General features: G+C 50.4%; 26 protein-coding genes. 16 read left to right on the forward strand and 10 right to left on the reverse strand.

The window, feature by feature from the left end; all coding sequences use genetic code 11:
- Window positions 1-447 precede the first annotated feature (447 nt).
- Window positions 448-1,221 (forward strand): ATP-binding cassette domain-containing protein, encoded by a 774-nt coding sequence (locus BN54_RS06830; protein ID WP_019206432.1) that lies wholly within the window; start codon window positions 448-450, stop codon window positions 1,219-1,221.
- Window positions 1,221-2,033, forward strand: coding sequence for a hypothetical protein (locus tag BN54_RS06835; RefSeq protein WP_019206433.1), 813 nt, complete (start codon window positions 1,221-1,223; stop codon window positions 2,031-2,033). Before BN54_RS06830 ends, BN54_RS06835 begins: the two co-directional genes overlap by 1 nt.
- Window positions 2,034-2,101: 68 nt before the next feature.
- Here the strand turns inward: BN54_RS06835 and hflX are convergent, their stop codons facing one another.
- From hflX to BN54_RS06850, 3 genes are all read right to left on the reverse strand, one after another.
- On the reverse strand, window positions 2,102-3,385 hold the full coding sequence (gene hflX, locus BN54_RS06840; RefSeq protein ID WP_019206434.1) for a GTPase HflX: 1,284 nt from the start codon (window positions 3,383-3,385) through the stop codon (window positions 2,102-2,104).
- 18 nt (window positions 3,386-3,403) lie between these two features.
- The gene (locus BN54_RS06845) at window positions 3,404-4,060 is read right to left on the reverse strand and encodes a histidine phosphatase family protein (RefSeq protein ID WP_019206435.1); all 657 of its coding nucleotides are present in this window, start codon (window positions 4,058-4,060) and stop codon (window positions 3,404-3,406) included.
- A 75-nt stretch (window positions 4,061-4,135) separates the two neighbouring features.
- Window positions 4,136-4,783 (reverse strand): VTT domain-containing protein, encoded by a 648-nt coding sequence (locus BN54_RS06850; RefSeq protein ID WP_019206436.1) that lies wholly within the window; start codon window positions 4,781-4,783, stop codon window positions 4,136-4,138.
- A 227-nt stretch (window positions 4,784-5,010) separates the two neighbouring features.
- Between BN54_RS06850 and helD the strand changes: the two genes are divergently transcribed.
- On the forward strand, window positions 5,011-7,314 hold the full coding sequence (helD, locus tag BN54_RS06855; protein ID WP_019206437.1) for an RNA polymerase recycling motor HelD: 2,304 nt from the start codon (window positions 5,011-5,013) through the stop codon (window positions 7,312-7,314).
- 111 nt (window positions 7,315-7,425) lie between these two features.
- Window positions 7,426-9,519 (forward strand): LTA synthase family protein, encoded by a 2,094-nt coding sequence (locus tag BN54_RS06860; RefSeq protein ID WP_019206438.1) that lies wholly within the window; start codon window positions 7,426-7,428, stop codon window positions 9,517-9,519.
- A 103-nt stretch (window positions 9,520-9,622) separates the two neighbouring features.
- Here the strand turns inward: BN54_RS06860 and BN54_RS06865 are convergent, their stop codons facing one another.
- Window positions 9,623-10,153, reverse strand: coding sequence for a GNAT family N-acetyltransferase (locus BN54_RS06865; protein ID WP_019206439.1), 531 nt, complete (start codon window positions 10,151-10,153; stop codon window positions 9,623-9,625).
- A gap of 151 nt (window positions 10,154-10,304) precedes the next feature.
- On the opposite strand from BN54_RS06865, the gene coaA reads away from it, so the two are divergent.
- Window positions 10,305-11,225, forward strand: a complete 921-nt coding sequence (gene coaA / locus BN54_RS06870) for a type I pantothenate kinase (RefSeq protein ID WP_019206440.1) — start codon at window positions 10,305-10,307, stop codon at window positions 11,223-11,225.
- 132 nt (window positions 11,226-11,357) lie between these two features.
- Here coaA and BN54_RS06875 read toward each other — a convergent pair whose 3' ends face one another.
- Genes BN54_RS06875 through BN54_RS06885 form a run of 3 tightly spaced genes read right to left on the reverse strand, consistent with a single transcriptional unit; the run spans window position 11,358 to window position 13,909 of the window.
- On the reverse strand, window positions 11,358-12,593 hold the full coding sequence (locus BN54_RS06875; protein ID WP_019206441.1) for a sensor histidine kinase: 1,236 nt from the start codon (window positions 12,591-12,593) through the stop codon (window positions 11,358-11,360).
- A gap of 15 nt (window positions 12,594-12,608) precedes the next feature.
- Window positions 12,609-13,286: a response regulator transcription factor gene (locus BN54_RS06880; protein WP_019206442.1), complete on the reverse strand. Its 678-nt coding sequence runs from the start codon at window positions 13,284-13,286 to the stop codon at window positions 12,609-12,611.
- Between the two features lie 14 nt (window positions 13,287-13,300).
- Window positions 13,301-13,909: a GTP pyrophosphokinase gene (locus tag BN54_RS06885; RefSeq protein ID WP_019206443.1), complete on the reverse strand. Its 609-nt coding sequence runs from the start codon at window positions 13,907-13,909 to the stop codon at window positions 13,301-13,303.
- 284 nt (window positions 13,910-14,193) lie between these two features.
- Here BN54_RS06885 and guaA point away from each other — a divergent pair, with 284 nt between their 5' ends.
- Both guaA and BN54_RS06895 read left to right on the forward strand, forming a co-directional pair.
- Complete coding sequence (gene guaA, locus BN54_RS06890; protein WP_019206444.1) at window positions 14,194-15,747, forward strand: glutamine-hydrolyzing GMP synthase; 1,554 nt, start codon at window positions 14,194-14,196, stop codon at window positions 15,745-15,747.
- Between the two features lie 178 nt (window positions 15,748-15,925).
- Entirely contained in the window at window positions 15,926-16,975 is a 1,050-nt protein-coding gene (locus tag BN54_RS06895) for a hypothetical protein (protein ID WP_019206445.1), read from the forward strand.
- 86 nt (window positions 16,976-17,061) lie between these two features.
- Here the strand turns inward: BN54_RS06895 and BN54_RS06900 are convergent, their stop codons facing one another.
- On the reverse strand, window positions 17,062-18,828 hold the full coding sequence (locus tag BN54_RS06900; protein WP_019206446.1) for a glycoside hydrolase family 13 protein: 1,767 nt from the start codon (window positions 18,826-18,828) through the stop codon (window positions 17,062-17,064).
- A complete protein-coding gene (locus BN54_RS06905; protein ID WP_019206447.1) occupies window positions 18,828-20,174 on the reverse strand; it encodes an SLC45 family MFS transporter in 1,347 nt (448 codons plus the stop codon). Before BN54_RS06905 ends, BN54_RS06900 begins: the two co-directional genes overlap by 1 nt.
- 468 nt (window positions 20,175-20,642) lie before the next feature.
- On the opposite strand from BN54_RS06905, the gene BN54_RS06910 reads away from it, so the two are divergent.
- From BN54_RS06910 to BN54_RS06935, 6 genes are all read left to right on the forward strand, one after another.
- On the forward strand, window positions 20,643-20,843 hold the full coding sequence (locus BN54_RS06910) for a hypothetical protein (RefSeq protein WP_019206448.1): 201 nt from the start codon (window positions 20,643-20,645) through the stop codon (window positions 20,841-20,843).
- 149 nt (window positions 20,844-20,992) lie between these two features.
- Window positions 20,993-21,310: a PadR family transcriptional regulator gene (locus BN54_RS06915; protein ID WP_019206449.1), complete on the forward strand. Its 318-nt coding sequence runs from the start codon at window positions 20,993-20,995 to the stop codon at window positions 21,308-21,310.
- A complete protein-coding gene (locus BN54_RS06920) occupies window positions 21,303-21,683 on the forward strand; it encodes a DUF1700 domain-containing protein (protein ID WP_019206450.1) in 381 nt (126 codons plus the stop codon). Before BN54_RS06915 ends, BN54_RS06920 begins: the two co-directional genes overlap by 8 nt.
- Window positions 21,684-21,689: 6 nt before the next feature.
- On the forward strand, window positions 21,690-22,481 hold the full coding sequence (locus tag BN54_RS06925; protein WP_019206451.1) for a DUF1700 domain-containing protein: 792 nt from the start codon (window positions 21,690-21,692) through the stop codon (window positions 22,479-22,481).
- Between the two features lie 91 nt (window positions 22,482-22,572).
- Window positions 22,573-23,127: a hypothetical protein gene (locus tag BN54_RS06930; protein ID WP_019206452.1), complete on the forward strand. Its 555-nt coding sequence runs from the start codon at window positions 22,573-22,575 to the stop codon at window positions 23,125-23,127.
- A 130-nt stretch (window positions 23,128-23,257) separates the two neighbouring features.
- The gene (locus BN54_RS06935) at window positions 23,258-23,821 is read left to right on the forward strand and encodes an Lreu_0056 family protein (RefSeq protein ID WP_019206453.1); all 564 of its coding nucleotides are present in this window, start codon (window positions 23,258-23,260) and stop codon (window positions 23,819-23,821) included.
- A gap of 48 nt (window positions 23,822-23,869) precedes the next feature.
- On the opposite strand, the gene BN54_RS06940 is transcribed toward BN54_RS06935, so the two are convergent.
- Entirely contained in the window at window positions 23,870-24,226 is a 357-nt protein-coding gene (locus BN54_RS06940; protein ID WP_019206454.1) for a helix-turn-helix domain-containing protein, read from the reverse strand.
- 159 nt (window positions 24,227-24,385) lie between these two features.
- Between BN54_RS06940 and BN54_RS06950 the strand changes: the two genes are divergently transcribed.
- The 3 genes from BN54_RS06950 (at window position 24,386) to BN54_RS09865 (ending at window position 26,007) form a co-directional block, all read left to right on the forward strand.
- On the forward strand, window positions 24,386-25,153 hold the full coding sequence (locus BN54_RS06950; RefSeq protein ID WP_019206455.1) for a hypothetical protein: 768 nt from the start codon (window positions 24,386-24,388) through the stop codon (window positions 25,151-25,153).
- 132 nt (window positions 25,154-25,285) lie between these two features.
- Entirely contained in the window at window positions 25,286-25,483 is a 198-nt protein-coding gene (locus BN54_RS06955; protein ID WP_019206456.1) for a helix-turn-helix transcriptional regulator, read from the forward strand.
- Window positions 25,483-26,007 (forward strand): DUF3278 domain-containing protein, encoded by a 525-nt coding sequence (locus BN54_RS09865; RefSeq protein WP_019206457.1) that lies wholly within the window; start codon window positions 25,483-25,485, stop codon window positions 26,005-26,007. Before BN54_RS06955 ends, BN54_RS09865 begins: the two co-directional genes overlap by 1 nt.
- The last annotated feature ends 199 nt before the right edge of the window (window positions 26,008-26,206 follow it).

Raw genomic sequence — 26,206 nt, forward strand, 5'->3', positions numbered from 1 at the left:
CGGTTTACCTTAACCAATCAGCGCATTAAACATTAAATTAAACCAGCCCCCTGGCTTTGGCGAGCGCATTTTGCTCGCTTCCGTTAAGTCAGGGGGCTGGTTGTTTACATTACACGGTATTTTTCCACCCGCGGCAGATCCTTGGGCGCCAGTTCAACCTGTAATTTGGTCCCTTCACTGACGTATTCGGTGCTAGGGGATGCGGTGTGGCTAAAATGACACAACCTGAATGTTGCCCTATGTTTATTTAAAACAATCAAGTCTCGATTGTGACATAATTATTGTCAGATTTTATTTTTTTGAAAACGTTGCATTTTTTTCAATAAGTACTATGATATTGTTAAGTAATCTACTTATAAATGAAAAAGATGATCTTGTAGTTTTTTGTAATCCGTCGTTTGGATGTCTTAATCAGGAAAATAGCCATTACTTTGAGAGGTGATCCCAATGAAAGTTAAAATCGATAACCTTTCTAAACAATCAATTTTGCAAAATATTTCCGCCACCTTTGAACCCGGCGAGCGAATTGCCCTGATTGGGGTGAACGGCGCAGGCAAAACCACGTTGCTTAACAGTTTAATGGGCTTGACGCCAGTTGATGCGGGCAACATTGAGCTTGCCGACATCAAAATTGGCACGGTTTTCCAAGGGAACCTCTTAGATGACGAATTAACGGTCCGGCAAAACTTAAGTTGCCGTTTGAGTAACCGTGAGATGAAGGGTGCCTTAAGGCAAATCAGCGAGTTTGGAATTGAGCCAACCATGCCGTATGGGCAGCTCTCTGGTGGCCAAAAGCGGATTGTTAATTACTTTCGAGCCACGGCCAGCCAACCACAATTATTAATTTTAGATGAACTGACCGCGGGGATTGATGTCCAATTTCAGACTCAAATTTGGGCGTTGATCGATACCTACTGTCAAGAAAATCCCCAGACGATTTTGCTGTTTACTACGCATCGCCTCGAAGAGTTAGCCCATGCAAATAAAATCTTATTTTTAAAGCACGGTACGATCGGTTTTTATGGGGAGAAGCAACAATTTTTGGCTCAGCAGCCGAACTACAAAATTGTTTTAGCGGGTCACCAAGTGATTCACTATACGAAAACCGCAAAGGAAGCCGTTAGCTACCTTGAAAAGCATGATCTCTTGGAAGCGGCCTTTGAGATCAAGGCGGTTACGTATCAGGATCTGTTTACGATGATGGAAAGGGGGGCCGACTAATGGGGAAATTTTTGCAGCGGAATTTTCTTTTGTACACTAAGGATCGCGCGGGTGTGTTTTTTTCCTTCTTAGGGATGTTCATCAGTTTAGTTATTTACATCCTATTTTTGCGCAATAATTTAATTGCTATGGCCAATGGGGTCCCCCATTTTGACCGCTTCATTGATACCTGGATGATGGCGGGATTGATCTCAATTGTGGCGGTCACCACGCCCTTAAATGCGTACGGACAGCTGATTTCAGATGAGCAGACGGGGCGGTTGGCGGATTATTTGGTGAATGGGCAGCTCAAAAGTAGCGCGATTAATTATCTGTATTTGTTGACGGCCATGATTGAAGGGGCCCTCGGGACGGGCGTCTTTGCAGTAATTTGCTTTGGCTATTTGAGCCTCAAGTATCAGTATAACCCGTTTGGGGTGGCCTTCTTGGCAACCCTATTGTTTAATTTCAGCTTAGTCGTGATTGCCAGCTTTTTATACGGCTTATTGATTAAACTCATCAAAACGGCGGTGGCCTATTCTTCCCTTTCGGCAATTGTAGGGACGTTGGCCGGCTTTTTTTCCGGGACCTACATTACCTACGGGACTTTGCCACAGCTAATTCAAAAGTTGCTGAATTACTGGCCAGGCTTTCGGGTGGCGGCGCTTACCCGCCACATTGTGACCAAGGATCTGGCCGTAAACTTGCCGCAAACGGTTCAGCATAATTTAGGAATCACCAGCAATTACAATTTGGTGACGCTGTCCCTCGGGGCTTGGTTGCTCGGCTTACTGCTTTTATTTGCCTTAACCAATCAGCGTTTTAAACATTAAATCAAGACAGCCCCCTGGCTTTGGCGGGAGCTTTATGCTCGCTTCCGTTAAGTCAGGGGGCTGGTTGTTTACATTACACGGTATTTTTCCACCCGCGGCAGATCCTTGGGCGCCAGTTCGACCTGTAATTTGGTCCCTTCACTGACGTATTCCGTATTGAGGATCGTGGCGTGTTCGTTTAAGTAGGAGACGACTTGCCCGTCAGCAAACGGGATCAAGAGGTCGACGGTTTCGTAATCCGAAAAGAGGTGGTGCTTGATGGCTTCCACCAAGAGGTCCAGCGAGGCACCGTCCTTGGCTGAGATGATCAAGCGGTCGTCACCTTCCATCGTTGGAAATTCGATTTCGGTCCGGTCGGCCTTGTTAAAGACGTAGATCATCGGGATATTTTCCACCCCAATTTGCTGGAGGGTGGTTTCCGTCGTCTTGATCATTTGCTCATAGTGCGGATCGGAGTAATCGATCACCTGGATCAGTAAATCCGCCTGGGCTGCTTCTGTCAAGGTCGACTTAAAGGCTTGGACCAGGTGGTGGGGAAGCTTGGAGACAAAACCGACCGTGTCGCTTAACAAGAAGCGCTTTTGGTCGGGCAAAGTCAATTGCCGTACGCTGGTGTCCAGGGTGGCAAAGAGCATGTCCTTTTCAAAGACTTGCTTGTCAGCGTCTACCCCATAGCGCTCGACCAGGTGGTTCATGATTGTTGACTTACCGGCGTTGGTGTAACCGACCAACGCTGCGGTTGGGATCGCGGCCTTGTCGCGTTGGGCGCGCTTGGTCTGTTCGGACTTTTCAATTTCCTTGAGCTCGGCGCGCAGGTGGCTGATCTGCTTGGCGATCACCCGGTGGTTCATTTCGAGCTTGGTTTCCCCGGCCCCCCGGTTGGTAAAGCCGCCGCCCCCACCGGACCCGGTCTGTTGGTCGAGCCGTTGATCACTGGCGGTCTGCAACCGGGGCAGGCGGTACTGGAGTTGGGCGATTTGCACTTGAATCTTGGCTTCCTTGGATTGGGCGCGCTTGGCAAAGATTTCTAAAATCAGCGCCGTCCGGTCGATCACCCGCACCCCGGTCGCCTTGGTCAGGTTCTGCAGCTGGCTGGGGGAGAGTTCGTCATTGGCAATCACGGTGGGAACTTCCAAGGCCGCCACCAGTTGGGCCAATTCTTCAACTTTCCCGGAGCCAAAGTAGGTCGCCGCATTTGGCCGGTCGAGGGCTTGATCGAGCCGGTCGACGACTTCCATCTGGTTGGCTTCCGCCAGCTCGGTTAATTCCGTCATCGAATACTGATAGTCGGGCTGGTCGTTATCCAACCCAATGATAATGACCCGTTCGGGCCGCGATATGGTGGTATCCATATAGTTTGATGTTCCCCCTTACTCTTCGGGCAGTGTTAATTGGCTGTAAAAATCAATCGTGGTGTCCGTTGGCGTTAAGCTTAATTTCGTGATCGAGCCGTTTTGGGGTTGGGCAGTGTGGACGCCCTTTAAACCGTACTTGCTGCCGATCGAGCGAATCGTCATCCCGTGGGAGACGACTAAGACATTACTGTTGTCAGGCAGGGCCCGCAATTGGTCCAGGCCTGGGGTCAGCCGGGCCCAGAAGGTGGCGTCGTCTTCGGCATCGTGGGAGGTGTCGGCGGCGGCGATCTTATCCCGGGTTGCTTCGGCACCGTAAGTATCAATTAATTCTTCAAAGGAACTCAAGTTGTCGTTGCCGCTGACGAAAACGGCCGTCGACAGGCTGCTCAAGCCTTCAAAGTAGCCGAAGAATTCTTCCCGAAAGGCCGGGGCTGGCGTGGGTTCCTTAATCTTGGTCGGGTGGTTGGCCAAGAGGATCCGGGCGGTATCCATCGTCCGCTTTAAATCAGAGGCAAAGGCGTAGTCGAAATCTACTTGCGCCAAGGCTTGTCCCGCCCGGGCGGCGTCTTGTTTCCCTTTTTCCGTCAGCGGGGTATCCGACCACCCTTGCATTCGGTGGTACTTGTTCAAAAAAGTTTGTCCGTGGCGGACCAAGTAAACGTTCACTGCCATGTTAAATTCCTCCATTTATCCCTGATGTTTGAAATTAAGTTTACCATATTAAGCGAATAAATGGGGCGTTGACGGTCAGAACTGGCGCTTTTTGATGATGTGCCGGCGGATCGCCCGCAAGGAGTAGATAATCCCGGCCGGCAAGGTCGACAGCAGGACGATGCCGATCACGACCAAGGAGAAGTGCTCCTTGACCAGCGGAATTGAACCAAAGAAATAGCCTAAACCGGCCGCTAAGGCCACCCAGAGGGTAACGCCAATCAGGTTGCCGATCATGAATTTGCGCAGTGGAAATTTCGCGCTGCCGGCGATCATCGGGACAAAATTGCGGATGACCGGGACAAAGCGGCCGAAGATCACCGCCAACAGCCCGTAGCGTTTAAAAAAGGCCTCCGTTTGCGCCAAACGTGGTCCGCCGACCCGCTTTTGCAACCCAGGCAGGCGAATCAGTTTGGTGCCGATGGTGTAGTTGGTCAAATCCCCGAGCAGGGCGGCGATAAAAAAGCCGGGGACTAAAATGCTGATTTTAATGGTGGGACTTAACGCAGCCAGGGAAGCGGCGACAAAGATCAATGATTCCCCCGGCAGCCAGGGGAAGATGATCAAACCGGTTTCCATGAAGGTCACCAAAAACAACAGTAAGTATGACCAATTGCCAAACCAGTTGAACAAGGGGATGATCACTTCTTGCAAGTGTGTCAGTATGTAAAAAAATTGTGCCATCCCCGGGCCCCCTTTGCTGTCGTTTAACCATCTTTGACCTTACATTCATTCTACTGGGTTTGCGGCCGGATGGAAAAGTTTTTCACCCGGCTTAGGAAATTCTTAGAAGAAATGGCTTTCAGCCAGCGATCGTCTGAGTCGAGGCTGGTGGGGGAAAGATGCTATAATAATTAGATTGACTTTGAATGTGCCCGTGTGGCAGCCAGCTTTTTAAAGGGGGATTTACGGTGGCAGAGCCAGTGAAACAAGCGGAACAACAATACTTGGACCACGTGATGGAGCAATTGCAGGTCGCCAAGCAAGCGGCCGAAAAGAAGATCCAAACGGCCAAGCGCGACATTAAGAGCATCGACGCCCAATTCAACGACATCCGGATGAATACGACGACCTACTCGGGGATGATGGACACCGCCCTGTCCGTGCGGGCCCAGCAACAAATGCTGAACGAACGGGAAAATTCCTGGCAGCACGCGGCCGACCACTTGGCGACCTTGCAACGCTTGGAAGCCAAACCCTACTTTGCCCGGATCGATTTTGAAGAGCGGCCGGGCCAGGCGGCGGAGACGATTTATATCGGCCTGGCTTCCTTTACCGATACGCCGGACCACTTTTTGATTTACGACTGGCGGGCGCCAATTTCGTCGATCTACTACGAAGGTGAGCTCGGCCCGGTCAGCTATCAGACCCCGGACGGGGAGCAAAGCGTCAACGTGACCTTAAAGCGCCAGTTCCAAATTGAAGACGGCGTGATCGTCACCCTCTACGACACCCAGGCCACCGTGACCGATCAAATGCTGTTAGCCGCCTTGAGCAACCACTCCAGCACCAAGATGAAGAGCATCGTGGCGACGATCCAAAAGGCCCAAAACCGGATTATCCGCAATACCAGTGCCGACTTGCTCTTTGTGCAGGGGGCGGCCGGCAGTGGGAAAACGGCGGCAGTCTTGCAGCGGGTGGCCTGGCTTTTGTACCGTTACCGGGGCAATTTAACCGCCGCTCAGGTGATCATGTTCTCGCCCAACCAGCTCTTTAACGACTACATCGACCAAGTGCTCCCGGAATTAGGGGAACACAACATGGTGCAGATGACCTACTTCCAGTATCTCAACCGACGGGTGCCGCGCTTGCAAGTGGCGGACCTGCGCGAACGCTTTGAACAAGAAAGCGACGTGATCGAAGCGCGGGCCAACCAGCTGTTGACCAGCCTGGCCTTCTTTAAGGCGACCGGCCGCTACGCCAAGCGGCTCGGCACCGATGGGCACCTGAAGTTCCGGCCGCTTAAATTTGGTGACCGCCTGTTTGCTTCTAAGGACAAGCTCAAGGAAATTTATTACGGTTTTTCCTCGACCTACCGCTTGAGCAACCGCCTCGACGGGACCACGGAGCGGTTGATCCGGATGCTTAACAGCCGTTTGGGTAATGAAATGCACGCCAAGTGGGTCGAAGAGCGGGTCCAAAGCCTGAGCAAGGAAGAAATGGACACCCTCTTGAAGAACCGGCCGCGCGAATTTGCCAGCGATGAAGCCGAGTACCAATTCTTTGCCAAGCAGATTCTGCGCAAGGAAATGGCCCCACTCAAGCGGGCGATTGACCACCACCGTTGGTTGAACATCAACGCCCAATATATTCACCTCCTACGGGTGGTGCCCCACTTGGTCGACCTAAGCAAATGGCACTTGACGCCAGCGCAGTGGCAGACTTACGTCGAACGGCAATTGGCGGCCTTTAAGGCGGGCAAGATCAGCGCGGCCGGCGTGTCGATCTACCTGTACCTGTACGACCTGCTGACCGGTAAGCGCGGCGATTCGGAAATGCGCTTTGTCTTTGTTGATGAGGTCCAAGACTACGATGCCTATCAGCTGGCCTACCTGAAGTTTTGCTTCCCGCGGGCCAAGTTCACCCTGCTGGGCGATTTGAACCAGGCAATTTTCACCCACGAAAATTCGCGCAGCCTGCTCAAACAGCTCAGTACGATGTTTGAACCAGACAAGACCCAGGTCGTTCAGTTGACCAAGTCCTACCGGTCAACGGCCCAGATTACTGATTTCACCGCCCAAATCCTGCTCGATGGGGAAAAGATTGAAGCCTTTGATCGCCAAGGGCCCAAACCCCAAGTCGTCGTCACTGCCGACTCCGCCCGCGGGGTGCAAGCGGTCCAAACGGCCTTGGCCCAGGCCCAAGCGGCGGGGGAAAAGGTCGCGATCATCGGTAAAAGTTTGGCGGATAGTGAAGCAATTACGACGGCGCTTAAAGCCGCCGGGGTCAAGGCGACCCTGGTGCGGACCGAAAACCAACGCTTGGTCGACGGGGCCTTAGTGGTGCCATCGTACCTGGCCAAGGGACTGGAATTTGATGCCGTGATCGTCTGGGACGCCAACGCAACTAAGTACGCCGGCGATGACGAACGACAGTTGTTGTACACGATTTGTTCGCGGGCGATGCACACCCTGACCTTGGTGGCGGTGGGGCAACCGACCGCTTTGCTTGACCGGGTGGCGCCCGAACTTTACGAAATTCACCCGGTCGATTAAAAAAGGGCCCGACAAATTACAATTTCCTAAAATCACCGCCCAAACCGTTACAGACGCGGTGCATTATTGTATGATGGTGAGTGTTGATTAATTTGATGGAGGAAAAAATTAATGAAAACAGCGTTGCAAAAAGTCAGGGCTGGCCTTAATACCAAGCTGGGCTTCTTTGCTTTGAGTGTGCTCTTGTTTGCGATCAAGAGCCTCTGGGCGTATGAAACCAAGTTTAATTTAGGGGCCACGACGAGCGTTCAACAATTCTTGCTCGCCTTTAACACCCTGCCCAGCGCCATCATTTTGCTGGGGATTGCCCTGTACTTCCGGGGGCGCCTGTCCTACTGGCTGATGAGCATCATCAACGCCCTCTTGTCGACGTGGCTCTTTGCCAACATCTTGTATTACCGGGAATTTTCCGATTTTATTACCTTTAACGTGATCAAGGGGTCGGGGAGCTCGTCGGATAACCTCGGCAAGAGTTTAGCGCAGATCATTCACCCGTCCGACTTTATGGTCTACGCCGACGTGATTTTGATAATCATTGTGTTGTTGGCCCACTGGATCCGGGTGGACATGCGCTATTTCAAACGGCGCTACGCCGCCACGATTACCGCAATTGGGTTGTTGCTGTTCGGGGCCAACCTCGGGATGGCCTATTCGGACCGGAGTCAATTGCTGACCCGGACCTTTGACAACAACTACATTGTCAAGTACCTCGGGTTGGAATTTTACACCGTTTACGATGGGGTTAAGACGACCCACAACAGCGCGATTAAGGCTGAGGCCAATAAAAAGGATCTGGCACCGGTCCAACGCTTCTTAAAGCAGCACTATGCCGGGCCTAATGCTACTTACTATGGGACCTTGAAGGGCAAAAACATCATTGTCTTGCACCTGGAAAGTTTCCAGCAATGGCTGATTGACTACAAGGTCGATGGCAAAGAAGTCACGCCAACGATCAATTCGCTCTACCATTCCAGCAATACCCTGGCCTTTGACAACTTCTTCAACCAAGTTGGCCAGGGGAAGACCTCCGATGCCGAATTGATGCTGGAAGCCTCGCTCTTTGGGTTGCCGGAAGGCTCGGCGATGAGTACCAACGGGACGACCAATACGTTCCAAGCTGCCCCAGCGATCTTAGACCAAAAGCTGGGCTACTCCTCGGCGTCCTTCCACGGTGACGTGCCAAGTTTTTGGAACCGGGATAATGCCTACAAGTCCTTTGGTTACCAGTACTTCTTTAGCAAGGAATACTACCCGCAAGTTAAAGACGACGTGTTGGGTTACGGGATGAAGGATAAGCTGTTCTTAAAGGACACGTCCTACTACTTGGAACAACTGCCGCAACCATTCTACGCCAAGTTGATTACGGTTACGAACCACTATCCATACATTATCGACAAGAAAAACACCGATTTCCCGGCCTTAAAGACGGGGGACAACACGGTGGATCCGTACGTCCAAACCGCCCACTACCTGGATCAATCGGTTAAGGAACTCTTGGATTACTTGGACAAGACGGGCTTGCGCAAGAATACGGTCTTGGTCTTGTATGGGGACCACTACGGGATCTCAAACAACCACAAACCAGCGATTGCCAAGGTCTTGGGCAAGAAGAACATCACCAGCTACGACCTGGCGATGTGGCAAAAGGTGCCGTTTATGATCAATGCTGAGGGCTTGCAAGGTGGGATCAATCACACCTACGGGGGTGAAATCGACGTCTTGCCAACCTTAGAAGACCTGTTGGGGATTTCCTCGAATAAGTACCTTCAGTTTGGGCAAGACCTCCTGTCGGCTGACCGCAACCAAATCGTGCCGTTTAGAAATGGGGATTGGGTCACGCCAAAGTACACCAAGTACGATGGGAAGTACTTCTACACCAAGAATGGCAAGCCAATTGCCAACCCAACCAAGGCCCAACAAGCCAAGTTTGACGCCATTCAAAAGTACGTCACGACCGACCTCGGGCTGTCAGACAAGGTAATCAACGGCGACTTGCTGCGCTTCTACCACTTGCCAGGCTTTAAGGACGTCAATAAGAAGGACTACACTTACAACCTCAAGAAGAGCTTAAAGAAGCTCAAGCAGGCGCAAAAGGACAAGAAGACCAGCTTGAAGACGGAAAATGACGATAAGTCGACCTTTGATGATTACACGACGGACGCGCCGGAACTCAAGGATGATACGACGCTGAAGTTTCCCAAATAATTAAAAAGTGGGGTGCCTCCTAAGTTGGGGCAGCCCACTTTTTTGGTGTAAAGCTAAATCGGTCCGCACGGATCTCAGATCTGTGCGGACCGAATAAGTCAAACTATTTTGCGATCCAACCAAAGGGCCATTCAAACCAGTCAAAGACGTGGTCGACTTTTTGGCCGTTAAAGTGGTTGGTGGTGGTCAGGACCTGGTAGGTGACTTCCGGGTCCTTCATTTTGCGGCTTGTTGGGCGAAAACCATTCTTACGGTAGAAGGCTAACCGCCGCAGCCGCTGGTGGTTATTAGCCGCCTTAGGGTCGGGTGCTTCAACGTCTAAGGCCAAGGGCACCCCGTGGTAGTGTTGCTTTAAGGTCGTCAAGATCCGACTGCCGTAGCCTTGCGAGCGCAAGCGGTCGTTGACGGCTAAGTACAAAACGTAATGCAGGCCCTTGACGTGGATCACGTAGGCAAAGCCCACGAATTGCCCCTGGTCATAAAAGGCCTCGAAATCGGCGTGCTTAAAGTGGCTTTTGAAGATCAGCCAGGCCCACTTTTCCCGCTCATAGGCCGGAAAGGCGCGCATGTAAAGTTGCTTGATTTCTTGGTAGTCAGCTAAGCCCGATCGGACGGGCTGTATGTCTAGATCCAAGAATAATTCCCCCCTTTATCTACTTCTACCCTAGCAAAAATAAATTTCTTTTTCAAATCAGCTGCTGCTCACCGCTAATGATGAAAGTGCTATCATCGGCGCCAGATGTGGTACAATAAACTTATTAAGTTTTTCAAAACGGAGCGGTAAAATGAACGAATGGTTAAACTACGATCAGTTCGACCGGGCGACTTGGCACAGCTTTTTTCCTAGTGAGCGAGTGATGTTGTCCCAGGAGAACCTGGATGAAATCAAATCTTTAAACGACCAGATCTCCTTGGCTGACGTCCAAGAAGTCTACTTGCCTTTGATTAAGCTCTTGCAACTGCAGTACCAAAACTACCAGCAGATGCACTTGCAAAAGATGACCTTTTTAAAGAAATCCAACCGGCGGGTGCCGTATATTATCGGGATTGCCGGGTCGGTGGCGGTAGGGAAAAGCACCAGCGCTCGGCTCTTGCAGATTCTCTTGCACAAATTGATGCCGGACCTGCGGGTCGAATTGATCACCACCGACGGTTTCTTGTACCCCAATGCGGAATTGGAGCGGCGCGGGATTATGGCCCGCAAGGGTTTTCCGGAATCTTACGACATGGAAAAGCTGCTGACCTTTTTAAATGACGTCAAGGCCGGCGAAGACCGGGTGGCGGCGCCGACGTATTCGCACAGCGTCTATGATGTAATGGATGAGCCGCAATGGATCATTGAACCAGACATTTTGATTGTCGAGGGGATCAACGTCTTGCAACTGCCAAGTAAGCAGCCGCTGTACGTCAGTGATTTCTTTGATTTCTCCGTGTACGTCGATGCCGATGCGGAATTGGTCGAACAGTGGTACTTGGAACGGTTTGGGATGCTGTTGGATACCGCCTTCCAAGACCCCAATAACTACTACTATTCCTATGCCCAGGGGGACCGGGCGGATGCCTTTGCGATGGCCAAGGACGTTTGGCGGCGGGTTGATTTACCAAATTTAAACGAATATATTCTGCCGACCCGCAACCGGGCCGATATTATCTTGCATAAGACCACGAACCATAAAATTGACCGGATTTACTTGCGGGAAGATTAAGCGGCTGAAAAAAAGTCTTAAAAATGCCAAAGCGCTAGCAACCACGTTACTGAAAACGTTGATTGCTAGCGCTTTTGGTGTTGCGACTTGCTAAGTTTTAGTCGAAAAGATAGTTTCTGCCCAGCCGCGCTGCTATTTCTCTAACTTAAATTTCACCACGAAGTAAATCATTCCGTCTTTGTAGTGGACGTTTAATTTCCCCTTGAAGGTTTCTACGAGGTTCTGGGCCATTGACAGCCCGATCCCAAAGCCGACCTGTTTGGCTTGGTTATGCGAAGTATCGTTGCGGTAGAAGCGGTCAAAGAACTTGGCGTAATCAACGTTTTCACCGGCCGCATAAGAATTCGCGACCAGCAAGGTAGCATTGCGTCCCTTATTGGTTGGCCGCCACAAGACCTTGATCGTGCCGCCTTCATCACAGTACTTGGCGGCGTTATCGACGAAAATATTGACCAGCTCGGTGAAGTAGCCTTCGTCGGCCTTGATGTGTAGCTCGGGCGAAATTTTGGTGACCAACGTTTTGTGGTCTTGCTCGATCAAGGTCCGGAAGTTGGTGGTAACGGTTTGAATGACCACCGAGGCATCGAGCTTGGTGATCACCATGGCCGGCCGTTCCTCCAGCCGGGCCAAAGCGACCAGCCGGTTGATCAGCTGGGTCAGCCGGGTAACCTGCTGGTGGTTGCTTTGCGTCCATTCACTTTCGCCATTGAGCAGTTCCACCATTTCGTTATTGGCACTGATGATGGCCAAGGGGGTCTTGAGCTCGTGGCTGGCGTTGGTAATAAATTCCTTTTGCCGCCGTTCGGCCTTGATGATTGGCTCAATCGCCCGCTTGGAAAAGAGGGCCAACAGGAGGGTGTACAGGGCCAAGGAGGCCAGCCCGAGGATAATTGCCGACTGGAAGATCTGGTTGACGCGGGCCATCAGGATGGTTTCATCCAAGAAGACAATCGTGGTGAGATTGCCCTGCTTTCCCCGGCGGTAAGCGTAGGTGGTCCCATCGTAAAAAGCGTGGCCGTGCCCCCGCCGGTGGCGGTACTGGGCCGCCAGCGCTTTGATTTCCTCTAATTCAACGGTGGAAATATGGTTGTCATTGACCTTGATGATCTGGCCGGTCTGATCAAAGCTGACGCTGAAGTAACGGTACTGAAAGATGCCTTCCCGGTTCATTTTCCCCTGACCCTTGAGGGGGGTGGCCGTCGTGGGGATGTCACCTTGGTGGTCGACCAGGGTGGTCAACACGGCTTTGACTTCTTGATCGGCCTTATAGTAAGTCGTGCCGACCAAACTACCGATAACCGTGGATAACACCAATAGGAGGGCCGCGGTTGAGATCAGGATAAATTTACGGCGCAGTTTTTGAATCATCACCCCACCCCCTTGTTATGGTTGCAGCAAAGTGAAGGGGCCGCTTTTTTCCCCGGTGATTTGGACCAGGGAATTAACCGCCTGTAATTTTTGGCGCAAATAGGAGATGTTAATCCAGAGGTCCTGGGCATCGGCGGCTTCGTCATCATCGTCCCAAGTGTGATTGATTAAATCGGCCGTTGAGAGGGCCTTACCGGCGTTTAAGATCAAATATTGCAAGAGGCGGGTTTCCTTTTTGGAGAGGCTGATGGAATTATGGGCCTCGAGGCGTTGCTCGTTGTTGTCCAAGGTTAGATCCGCAAAGGTCAAGACGTCGTCATCGTACTCTTCGTTGCGGCGCCCCAAGGACCGGAGGCGGGCCAGTAATTCCTTGAGCGAGAAGGGCTTGGTGAGGTAATCATCAGCGCCGGCGTCCAGGCCGGTTACCCGGTCGTCGACTTCCGCCATTGCCGTCAGCATCATCACGTAGGTCCGATCCCCGCTGGCCCGGATTTCCTTGAGGGCAGTCAAGCCGTCTTTGACCGGCATCATGATGTCTAAAATGATTACGTCGTAGGCATTTTCTTGGGCGGCCTTAACGGCAAGCTCCCCGTTTTCGACGGCGGTTACCTCGTAATTGATACTTTGCAGCGCGGCCGTAAGCACGCGGGCGAGTTGTTGTTCATCTTCGGCGATTAACACACGTAGGGACATCCCCTTTCCCTCCTTTAGCTTTCTTGGATTAACTGGCGAATCGTCTGCATCTGAATATCACAGGCGGCCAGCTGTTCAGCGACGCTCTTTAACTCCCGGCTGATCCGGGCGGCGTCTTTGACATCGTGCTTGTATTTCATTTCGTGTTCGAGGCTGGCCCAGGAGTCCATCGCAATCGTGCGCAGTTGGATCTCGGCGTAATAATAGCCAGGCGTAGCGCCATCGACGTCGGCAAAGGGCGTTTCAAACTTTAAGATCACGTGGTAAGAACGATAACCATTGGGCTTGGCGTTGGTGATGTAGTCCTTTTCTTCGACGATCTGGCACCACGAAGCCTGCCGTAGCAACTTTAAGGAGCGGTAGACGTCATCGATGAAATTGCAGACGATCCGCACCCCGACGGCATCTTGGCAGTCGCGCAGGGCGGCGTGCGTCGAGACCGCAAAGCCCTTGCGCTGGCACTTTTCGGCCATGCTGGCCGGGGTCTTGACCCGGCCGATCAGGTGCTCGTAAAGTTTCGGCCGCCCCGCGGCGACTTCTTGGTGGCTGAGTTGTTCAATCTGGTCGGTCAGCCGGGTTAACACGTCGTGCAGGCGGGGGCCAAATTGACCGTAAATATCCATGGTGCGATGACCATCCTTTCCGATTTGCTAACTTTTATTATAACAGGCTGGATTGGTCAAAAAAGATCAATAAGGAAATCTTAACCACCCGCGGGGCAGTTCCGATAAATTGACGATTGAAAAAAACAAAAAGTTCGGGATTCGACCAGAAAGCAATTAAATGGGGAAGCCGGCGGGAGTAATTCTTCGCCCCTTAAATTCTCATCATTCTTTTATTTGACCTCGTTCGGTTAAGCCCGTACAATGATTGGTAAGTTTTAAACCAATATAAAGGAGTGGGAATTGTGGCAAACATCAACCTGGATGCCTTCGACAAGATTATCGTCTTGGACTTTGGGAGCCAGTACAACCAATTGATCACCCGGCGGATTCGGGACTTCGGGATTTACTCCGAATTGCTCTCGCACAAAATTACGGCCGAAGAAATCAAAGCGATCAACCCAAAGGGGATTATCTTCTCTGGGGGACCGAACAGCGTTTACGACCAGGATGCTTTTACCGTAGATCCGCAAATCTACGAACTGGGGATTCCGATCTTAGGGATTTGCTACGGGATGCAACTGATGGCCCAAAACTTGGGCGGGAAGGTCGAAGCGGCCAAGGATTCCGAATACGGCCGCGCCGACATCCAAGTCTTAAGTGATGGTGCGGTGATGTTTAAGGACTTGCCGAAGGACCAGTACGTTTGGATGAGCCACGGAGACCTGGTGAAAGAAGCGCCCGCCGGCTTTGAAGTGACAGCCACGAGTGCGAACTGCCCGATTTCAGCTATGGCCAACGACGCCAAGAAGTTCTACGGCCTGCAATTCCACACTGAAGTGCGCAATACCCAATACGGGCTCGACATTTTGAAGCACTTCGCCTTTGATGTCTGTGGCGCTAAGGCCAACTGGTCAATGGACGACTTTATCGACTTGCAAATCGAAGACATTCGTCAAACGGTCGGCGACAAGCAAGTGATCATGGGGATCTCCGGTGGGGTGGACTCCAGTGTGGCCGCCGTTTTGATTCACAAGGCGATTGGCGACCAATTAACGGCGATTTTTGTGGATCATGGGCTGTTACGGAAAAACGAAGCGCAATCCGTCATGGATGCCTTGAACCGCGACTTAGGGGTTAATATTATCAAGGTTGACGCGGCTGACCGTTTCTTGGGCAAGCTCAAGGGCGTGACTGATCCGGAACAAAAGCGCAAGATCATCGGGGCCGAATTTATTGAAGTCTTCAATAAAGAAGCCGCGAAGCTCAAGGACGCCGAATTCTTGGCCCAAGGGACCTTGTACACCGATGTAATTGAATCCGGGACGGATACGGCCCAAACGATCAAGTCCCACCACAACGTCGGCGGGCTGCCGGAAAAGATGGGCTTTAAGCTGATCGAACCCCTGCGCAGCCTCTTTAAGGACGAAACTCGGGCGCTGGGGGAAAAGCTGGGGATTGCCCACGACTTGGTCTGGCGCCAACCGTTCCCGGGTCCCGGGTTGGGGATCCGGGTGTTGGGTGAAATCACGCCCGACAAGCTGGCAATCGTGCGCGAAAGTGACGCGATTCTGCGCGAAGAAATTAAAAAGGCTGGCTTAAACGAATCAATCTGGCAATACTTTACCGTGCTGCCGGGGATTCGCTCGGTCGGCGTAATGGGGGATGGCCGGACTTATGATGAAGCCGTCGCTATCCGGGCCGTAACCTCGATTGACGGGATGACGGCCGACTTTGCCCAAATTCCATGGGACGTCTTGCAAAAGATTTCGGTTCGGATCGTCAATGAAGTCGATCACGTTAACCGGATCCTCTACGATGTTACGAGCAAGCCGCCTTCGACGATTGAATATGAATAGAATTGTAATGTAACTTAGAGTTGGAACCGCGATATAACAGCATTTTGGCAGTCTGAAAACTAGACCAACTCAGTAAAAATAACATGTTTGTTTGCCAAAATGTTTGCCACATTTGGATACAGAAACACTCAGTATTACAGCTGGGTGTTTTTATTTTGATATACGAGGAGAAACTTAAATGACAGATTATCTTCCGAATGAAGCAAAGATAGCTCAGAAGCAGATTGACGCTTTTTATAATAGTATCCGAGCAACTGGTGCTTTAAGAATGACCCAGCAGCTTAATCAGTCATTAGGACAACAGGCAACCATTATGAAAAACCTTAATAAACAAATGGTTAAACCGTATCAGAAAATAGCTAAAGCGGCTGCGGCTTATCCTGTTGTCCCCAAATCAGTGTTATCTAGTTTCGTAAAGACTAATTCATCCTTATCTGGTATTCCAGTTAAGCAATTAAGTCAAATGATACCTAATCAGTTACAGTCAACTAATGGATTTCTTAAACAAATTGCTGAACAGCAAACTGCTTTTGCTAAGAAAATGCAATCGTGGGCAAATTACGTTGCAGAAGCGCAACAAGAATTAGACCATAAATATAGTGAATTAATCCCTGTGGTTGATAATTTAAGTAATAATGGGTGGGTAGTAACTGATTTTCTTGAAATTGATAAATTGGTCGAACTTAAGGATAAGTCGGATAATGAAATAAATAAGATAATGACCGAATATTACGTTAAAGACAATTATAAGCAGTTCTTCTATGAATTTGATGAACTAATAGATGATTTTATTGATGAAGATTTTGATTCTGGTTACTTGGATCAACTGAAGATAATACGAAGGCTGCTCAAAGAAAACTTTAACAATTATAAAGTATTGATTAGCACAGCGGTAAGTATCCTTGATTTTAAATATACTGAAGTGATTGGATCGGTTTCTACCGACAGTACCTTAAACAGAAGAGAAATCAAAAGTTATTTTCAACGCCATAAGGATGATGAAAGACCTGCAATTGATTATTTAACCTTTTCTTCATTATTGAAGACATTAGATATTTTTCTAGAACGTGGGCATTTTCATGTTGGAGTAGAACACACACATTTAACGAGACATGCAATACAACATGGCAGATATGATCCTTCAAGGTATAAAGATACTGATTTCATTAAAGTGCTCCTGTTGATAATTGCTACACGATTTTGTACTGATATATATCATTTAGATTAATAAAAGAGGCCGGAAAATAACCCGACCTCTTTGCTATTTTAACGATAAGAATGCAGCGGCTGGCTGTCCAGTTATCCCGCTACCCGCTATTCAATTGTTATCGCAAAACCGTCTGGAGACAGCTGGTGCCCCTGCATTCCCTGACTAAGAAGCAGTTGGCCCCTGGTTGCTAACTCCGCTGGTGCGCCCGTGGTGTTAAAGAGTCCTTTAAGCACTTTCCCAGCACCTGTACGGGAAACTTCCACCACCCCGATTGGCAGGACATTAAATGCAATTGTCCCGCCTGCAATTAGGTCAGCATAGTCACGACGTAATGCGACTAGCTTCTTAAAATCTGCAAGCATTTCTTGAGCATCATCGTCTGGCGTCCAGTTCATTGGCTTCCGACAGTCCGGATCATTGTCTCCATCCATGCCGTACTCGGTGCCATAGTAAATTGACGGTGTTCCAGGCTGCAAGAATGTAAAGGCAAAAGTTTGCTTGACTAGGTCCCGGTTATCGTGGGCCTGAGTCATAATTCGCGCTGTATCATGAGAATCCAAGACATTAAACATCATCTGATTAGTCTGGTCACGGTACTTCATCAGCTGGTTGCTAAGCTGATCAATCATTCGTTCCGCACTAAGCCGGTGGTTGATGAAGTGGTCCAAAATAGCACCGGTGTAGCTGTAGTTCATTACCCCGCTAAATTCGTCCCCGTTCAGCCACGCCTGCGAGGTATGCCAAATCTCACCTAGGATATAAAAATCTGGTTTGAGGGCCGTTGTCTCCTGGTGGAACCTCTTCCAGAAGTGGTGGTCAATTTCATTGGCCACATCCAGCCGCCAAGCATCAATATCAAATTCCTCAATCCAATATTTGGCAATTCCCAACAAGTAATCCTGCACTGCTGGGTTAGCTGTATTGAGTTTCGGCATATGCGGTGTGTAATCAAAGGTATCGTAAGTTGCATCCGGGGTAAATTCAAAGTTCTTGGTCGGCGTGTAAGTTGCTGGGAACTTATTAACATGGAACCAATCAGCATATTTCGAGTTTTGGCCGTTTTTAAGGACGTCCTGCCACTGCGGCGACTTATCACCAATATGGTTAAAGACGGCATCTAGCATTACCTTAATCCCCCGCTTGTGAGCCTGGGCAACCACTTCCTTAAATAAGGCGGCGTCACCAAAGTGGGGATCAATCTGGTAATAGTCTTCTGTATCATACTTATGGTTAGAAGGGGCTTTAAAAAGCGGGTTAAAGTAGATCCCATTGACACCCAATGCTTGAAGGTGGTCAAGGTGGTCCAGTACACCCTGCAAGTCACCGCCATAGAAATCCTGACGACCAGGATGATCATTGGCATTCCACTTTTTAGTACCAGCAGGGTCGTTGGACTGATCACCATTGGCAAAGCGCTCGGGGAAAATCTGGTACCAAACCGTTTTCTTTACCCATTCTGGAGCGTGAAACATATCAATCTCTTGGAAGAAGGGCATCCGAAAGTAGGTATTTAAATCATTCAAGGCCGCGTGGTCATCTGGCTGAAGGTAGCCCCGGTCGGTATAAACCGTCCTCGTCCCATCAGCGCCAGTGATGTCAAAAGCATACGCCAAGCGCTTTTTCGGCTCGGTAACCGCAATCTGCCAATAATCATAGAGGTCATCTGACAAGATTTTCTTCATCGGCGTCGGTTTGGTATAAAATGGCGGTTTAATTCCCGCCAGGCTGCGAAGACTGTAAGGGTCACCGTGCAATAGCTGGACCGCTTTTACGTCATCTTTAGCAGTCCGTAAACGGATATGCATCGTCTGAGAGTCATAAAGAAAGGCCATTTCGCTTTCCGGCCGGTGGTAGATAGCAGCAAGATTCATTAGTCAATATCTCCCTTTTCAACAGAGGTTTCCTTGACAACGTAAACCGTAAATGCCCCAATCAGTGCTAGGACAGCAGCTACGACCAGCATGTGTGGCATGTAGTTGCCCAATAACGGATAAAGAGCAAAGGAGCAAACAGAAGCAACAATCTGTGGGAAGCAGATCCAGCAGTTGAATAACCCCATGTAAGTACCATCATGCTTACCATCCAGGGCATTCGTCAGGATAGTGAACGGGATGGAGTTGATCGTAACCCAGCACATCCCGATACCAATAAAAGCAACGAACGATAATAGCTTAGTCGGCGCAACAGACAAGCCCCAGAAGCCGAGGGCACCCAGGACCATTCCTAAGGCGTAGGCAGGTTTCCGAATTCGGTCATTCAGCTTTTGCAAAACCAATCCGTAAATAATTGCTACCCCAACTTCAACAGCAGACAGGACACCAAACCAGTTTCCGGCCGCTTGGTAAGCAGCGCTAGAAGCATTCGTAGTGTGCCAGATGTTTTGGGCCACCGTCCCTGCACCATAAGTCCACAGGTATTGGAAACCAGTCCAAGAGAAGAATTCAACAATTCCCAGCGTCCAGAAAACCTTGGGCGCGTGTTTAACAATTGTGACGAAGTTTTCACTAATATTAGCATTTTGGTCTAAGCCGTGGTACTTGGCATAAGTCTCTGGGTCATATTCGTCAACTTTCCAAATAGTAAAGATTGATGAAACAACTAAAATCGCAGCTCCAATATAGAATGACCACTTAACAGAATCTGGTAATTCACCCTTAGCTGCAATATTCTTAACCCCAATCCAGGTCAAGAAAAACGGGAAGAGGTCAGCGGCAACGGACCCGATGTTTCCCCAAATCGTCTGCCATGACCAAGCCTGGTCCTTTTGTTCATCGTTTACCATGTCAGAAATCATCATCTTGAATGGCTGCATCGACATATTTGAAGACAGGTCCATAAATAGGATGGCTACCGCGCCGAACCATAGCGCAGTCGAAGTCTTGAAACCAAACGAGCCGGAGTTCGGCAACAGGCACATCACAATGACAGCTACAATCGTCCCTAAAATCAAGTAAGGGAGCCGCCGCCCAATTTTAGGAATCCAGGTCCGGTCGGAAAAGTAGCCGACCAGTGGTTGAACAACCATCCCTGCTAATGGCGGCAGGATGAAAAACCATCCTAGCTTGGTTGGGTCCGCCCCCAGGGTTTGGAAGATCCGCCCCATGTTAGCACTCTGCAAAGCAAAGGCCATCGAAGTCCCCAGGTTCCCAAACGTCATCAGCATTAATACTGAAAACGAGAGGGACGGCAAATGTTTATTTAACTTTTTCTCGCTCATATAATAGTGCCTCCATCGATAATTAATGAGTCTATAATGATGACGCTTACATAATACTACTATCGGCCGCCTAGTGCAACCGCTTGCACAAAATTATTAGCAACCGCTTACTTTTAAAAGCTGACGGTCCCTTGGACTCCCTAAATTCTTACCACACATTTGCTTTTTTAAGGTAAACTGACAATCCATTTTAAAAATTAAATTTTTTGAAGAACCGTTGCACTTAGTTTGACAATTCGTCGGGAAGTAATAAGGCCCATTGCAAGGCAACGCCAATTAGCTAGCATCTCCCTGAGTAATTATCCAGCAGCAAGGTATTTCTTCTCCTAGTGCTAATCGCCTGTAAAATAACTGTAACCCAATCTTTACTGATTGGTGACAGTGCGTGGCCTTGATTTGGTGTACACTACCGTTAATCAAAATCACGATCACGAGGTCTTAGACCAAGTTAACGGAAGGGGTGCCAAATTGGGGATTGATTTATTGATCAAAGTATTAGGGTATGAAGTTGTCTTTTGGGGATCGGTGCTGGCCGTCAGTTTTGTGACCCAGGGGAATGTTGATGTCTTTCGATATTTTCCCTTGTACCTCACGATTAGTTTGCTTTTGATCATTTTGCCCTATTGGCGCCAACATAATCAACGCCACCAACGCCAACAAAATAAATAAGCTTGCCTAGCGCCGCGAGTGGCCGGTTTGTCCCGGTCGCAGCGGCGTTTTTGCATGGGGTAAGCCATATGCTTTTTACCGAGGTACTACGCTTTACAAAGTATCACGGGTAAGCTATACTATGCATAGCAAAGTAAGGAGGGAAGGCGATGAGTCCACAACTCAAAAAAGGCTTTTTGGAGTATTGCATTTTGGCCGTACTGGAGCGGGGGGATTCCTATGGCTACCAAATCATCAAGGACTTAGCGGCGGTAATTGCAATGCCCGAATCAACCCTCTACCCGATTCTCAAGCGCTTGGAAAAGCAGGACAAGGTCACTTGTCACAATGAATTAGCTGACGGCCGCAACCGTAAGTACTACCACCTCACGGCCACGGGCCAAGCCGATGTGGTGGATTTTTTGCAGGAACAGACGGAAGTGGAACGGATTTACCAATTTATTCGGGAGGCAATGGAACATGCGTAAACAATGGTATTTATTGCGGCTTTGGTGGTGGCTCTTTTGGGCCCGGGTCAAGCATGCGGGAGCCTATGTAGCCGATTACCGGCAAATCATCGACCAGCGTTTGGCTAAGGATGAACGCTTAGGGGTGATCTTAACTGACTTAGGGACGCCTAAGGAAGTGGCGGCCGCCATTTTGGCCCAACCGGGGGTGCGTCTGCGCCATAAGTGGACCTGGCAGGAGATCTTAGTGGTGATCTTCTTATTGCTCTTCGGAATTCCGCTGGTGATCTGGTTAATCTCCTTTGCCTTGACGGTCTTTTTGGCGGTCCTGGGCGTGGTCGTGGCCTTAATGTTATTAGGCTGGTTAATCGAGCAAGTAATGAAGAAAAGGTGAGAAGCGATGACCAAGAAAACCTATTTGTGGGAGTTAAGCTGGCGCTTGCGTCTTGCGGGCGTGCGGGACTTTCGGGATTACATCAGTGATTACCGGGAATTGATTGAAGACCGCCTGGCCAACGGCGAAGCCGAGGCCGCCATCTTGGCTGACCTGGGGACGCCTAAGCAAGTGGTTGCCAACATCATGACTGAAGAAGGCTTGGAACGCCGCCGGTGGTTGACTGGGCCGCAATTGGCGCTGGTCATTGTTTTAGTGATCTTGGGTCTGCCGGTCTGGGGTGGGTTTGCCCTGGCCTTGCTGGGCATTTTATTTGCGCTCATTTGCGTGTTGTTGTCGCTTTACGTCACCCTGTGGGCGGTGCCCTTTTCCCTGGCGATCATGACGGTGGCTACCCTTTTTGCTGGGGTAATGGGGATCCCGGCGGGATTGGTGGCCCTGGGCAAGAGCGGATTGGCCTATGGCTTGGCCGAATTAGGGGCGGCCTTGATCTGCCTGGGTGTCTTTTTGCTCAGCTTAGTTTTGACCTGGGGCTTGGCGAAATTGCTGCTCCGGGGAACGGCGTGGGGTTGGCAAATGGTGCTGCGGTGGTTTGGCAAGGAACAGCCGATCGCAGTCCATCAAATCATGCCCCCCTTCTTTAATAAGGGCTACTGGCTGGTGACCGCGCTGTTGATTGCGCTGGGGATGCTGCTGGTGGTGAGCGCCTGTGGCTTGAACGGCTGGCACATTCCGGCAGTCAGTGCTGCGGAAATGCACCACTGGTACAATGCCTTTAATTTTACGGCGCCACGTTAAAAGGCCGCTCCGGGCTGGAGCGACCTTTTTATAAAATGATGATTTTGTCATATGTTATAATGGCGCTAAATTGACAACGGAGGATTTAAGCATGAAGAAAATTCTGGCAAGTTGTGGCCTAGTGGTGGCGCTGGGCTGCGTGTTGGCGGGCTGTGGTCAGTCAAAGACTACGGAACCAGCGGCCTCATCGACCACTAGCCATGCGGTGCAATCAACCAGCTCATCCCGTTCTAGTAGCGCGCCAGTTAGTTCATCCGCCCGGGCGGCGACCAGCAGTCAGGTCGGGCAGCCGGTGGGCCAGTATTCCGCCAGCGAGTACGCCCTGATGGCCTTTTTGAAGCTCGATGGGCAGGGAGTGGACAACCTGGTGCAAAACAGTGCGGAGATGCACTGGCAGCAGCAGGGCAACATTTACGTGATTGACTTTGGCGCCCACTCAACGATGATGATCGTCAGCGACCAAAACGTGGTCGTTAAATACGATGCACCCAAGCCCAACCTTGGTGGCATGGGGAATAAGAATGCAATGAAGACTTACTCCAAGGTGGAATTGGCCCGGGAGTTTGGCGGCGAGCAGGCGAAAATCGATCAGGTTTTAGCCAAGGGTGGGGCTGAACAAGGCAGCCAAGCCCAAACGACGAATTAACCGTGAAAAATGGGACCAAATGGTTAAGCGGACGTAAAATTTTTAGAAATCATTTTAATTGCAAGCCATTGCAGTGTTATGATGAACAAAAATGATGGCCGGGATCGCCCGGTATAAAGGAGAAAAAACAATGAAGAAGTTTTTGCTTGCTACCGCCAGCCTGGGCTTAGCCTTTACACTGGCTGCCTGTGGCAATCAACAATCGGCGGCCAAGGACAGCAGTAGTGCCACTAGCACCGCCAAAGTGAAGAAGGATCACCAAAGCAGTGCAAAGAAGGCGTCATCCAGCAGTGCCGCTAGCCAAAGCAGCGCGACGAGTGCCACCAGCACCAGCCAAAGTGCCACGGCCAGTTCGCAAACCAGTTCAGCCCAACAAACGCTGACGGACAACCAATTAGCGGTCTTGATTTACCGGGCCGGGGGCTACACCAACCTGACCAAGTTGATCCGGGGGACGGCCCCGCAAGGCCGGCAAGCAATTGGTTCTGGGACGGCGGCCTCGACGGTCTACTACACCGTCAATGGCGATCAGGTGACGATTTATACCTTGGACCATGATTCCAGCAAAACGACGGCCGAGCAAGGCTTTAACACGACCACGACGACGATCAGTCAGCTTAAGAATCAATACTACCGTACCACCAGTCAGCAACAGGCCATCGATCAAGCCGCCAGTCAGGTGACGACTTATTAGGCCAGCAAAAAAGCGTCCCCTAGCGGACGCTTTTTTTGGTGGTGGGGGCTATTTATCCTGGGCTTGAAAGGTTTGCAAGATAGCGAGAAAACTTTTGCTGAGCCGGTTGGCGGTCTCTTCCGGCAAGGTGGCCAAGGCCTGAATCAACTGCCGGGAGCTGCTGGGTAAGGAAGGCTCGGGAATGTTGGTTTCCATTTGGCTGGTCAAAGTCGCCAGGTCCAAATGCAGGGCGTGGGCGATATTGGCCAAGTTTTGGATGCTGATGTTGGACTTTTCGTTGCTTTCCAGCAATGAGATAAATTTAACCGATAACCCGCTGTCCTCCGCCAGCTTTTCTTGGGTCACGTGTTCTTGCTTGCGAAAGAACCGGATCGCTTGACCAATGTTAAGACTTTCCTTTTTCATTTTTTAAAACTCCTCCCAATTTCTAAGTCCATCTTAAGAAATTGTCAATCGTTCCAAAAGTCAATATAGTACCAGTTTCTCTGGTAATCTAGTTCTGAACTCAGTATAATGAATATTGAAAGCACGAAAATGTGAATTTTTAATGAGGATGATTAAGCAATGAAGCGAAGTTTTAAACAGTTAACGGGGATTTTGGTGATCGCCGCGACCCTGACCACGACCAGCGTGGTTGCCACCAACGCTGGGGTCCGGGCCGATACTGAGCCGACCGTGACTACGGCGCTAACTTCCTCGGCCAAGCCAACTTCAGCGGCAACGAGCGGCCAAGCCGCGACCAAACAAGCCGCCATCCAGGCCGCCCAAGCCCAAGTGGACCAAGATAATGCGACCCTTGAGCAGTTAAAGGCCAAGCTGGCGGTCGTGGTGACGGATCCGGCCCAAAGCAAGGCGATCCGCCAAGCAATCGAAAGTGCCAAGGCCCAATTGGCCAGCGATCAAGCGACCCTGGCGCAGCTTAAGGGGAAAACTACAGCCGCAAGTTCGGCCGGGACGACCACGCCGGCCACGTCAACGAGTGCGGCGACCCAAACGCCAGTAACGCAGCCAGCCGCTCCAACGGCCCAAGCGCTCCAATCCCAGGCCCAAGCCAAGGCCAATGGCTACCGGATCATCAGCGATCGGGTGGTTGACGAGCAAGGCAACATTATTAATGATTGGACGGTCAAGGATGGGGTCGCCTATGACGACCAAGGCAATGCGGTGGCCCTGACGACGGAGCAAGCGGCGGCCCAAAATACCACCCGGGTCAAGCTGACCAGTCCCCAGCCAGCGGCGATAAAAGCCGCGACGCACCAGTCGCACACTTCCTGGTTAAGCCATTGGCAGCGCTGGAAACACGCGGTGACGACTTGGCTCAATCAATGGTAAATTAGTAAGTCGGGGATTTCCTCGGCTTTTTCTTTTTCTTATTAATGTCATTTATAATTGACATCTAACGGGGTTGGGTGTACATTATAGATGACAAAAGTCAAATATACATGACAAAAAAGGAGGGGGCCGATGAACCGGGTACGTGAATTTCGCCGCGCTTATACGGACTATTCCCAACTCACCCTAGCCCAAGCGGTCGGGGTGGCGCGGCAGACGATTAATTTGATTGAAAATGATAAGTACAATCCGACTTTGGACCTGTGCCTCAAGTTGGCCCACGCGCTGGGGACGGATTTGAACACCCTGTTTTGGGAGGAGGAAGAATAATGTACGCGAAAATTATGAAGCATTTTTACGGTATCACCGGCCCGCTGGACGAATACAAGCGCGGTGAGATCAACCGGTTGGGCAACAACGTGATTTTGCCGCTGTTCTTCTTATTGCTCTTGAGCACCTTTGTAGCCATCATGGCGGCATACGCGCTCGGGCCGGCGGCGGCCGAAGCGATTTTGCTAAGTTACGGCGGTTTTAACCTGTTTGTTCTGATGGGGGCGATGACCTACCTGGGGGTGGCAGCGGCGCACTTGCACCTGACGGACTACGAGGTAACAGCAGCGCAGCTCCCCCACGCGCGGTGGGCGTTGCTGGGCCGGACCTTGCTGATGGGGTTGGCTTTTACGGTCCTGTTTCACCTGTTGAGCATTTTCATGGCCTGGTTGGACGGGGCTGGCAGCTTTGGGCAGCTCCTGGGCTTGCCGGCGAACTTGAAGAATTCCCTGGTCGCTGGGGGCGTTTGGACCCTGTTGATGTTAGGGATGGCTTGGCACCGCTTGAAAGTAATTGATGATTAAAATGACCGCGGCCGGGTGGGGCCGCGGTTTTTTGATCGTTTTTAAGTGATGATGAAAATATTTGCGGTTTAAAAATGAAAGGGCTTAGCGCGGCAGGAGCTAACTCAATAAATTGATGAATAACTTTTTACTTACGAAGCCGAAAAATTTCTGGTAAGGTAATCAATCGTGAGCTTAAAAAATTAACCGGAATTTATTG

This window comes from Limosilactobacillus ingluviei str. Autruche 4 (assembly GCF_000312405.1).
GTDB classification, from domain to species: Bacteria; Bacillota; Bacilli; order Lactobacillales; family Lactobacillaceae; genus Limosilactobacillus; species Limosilactobacillus ingluviei.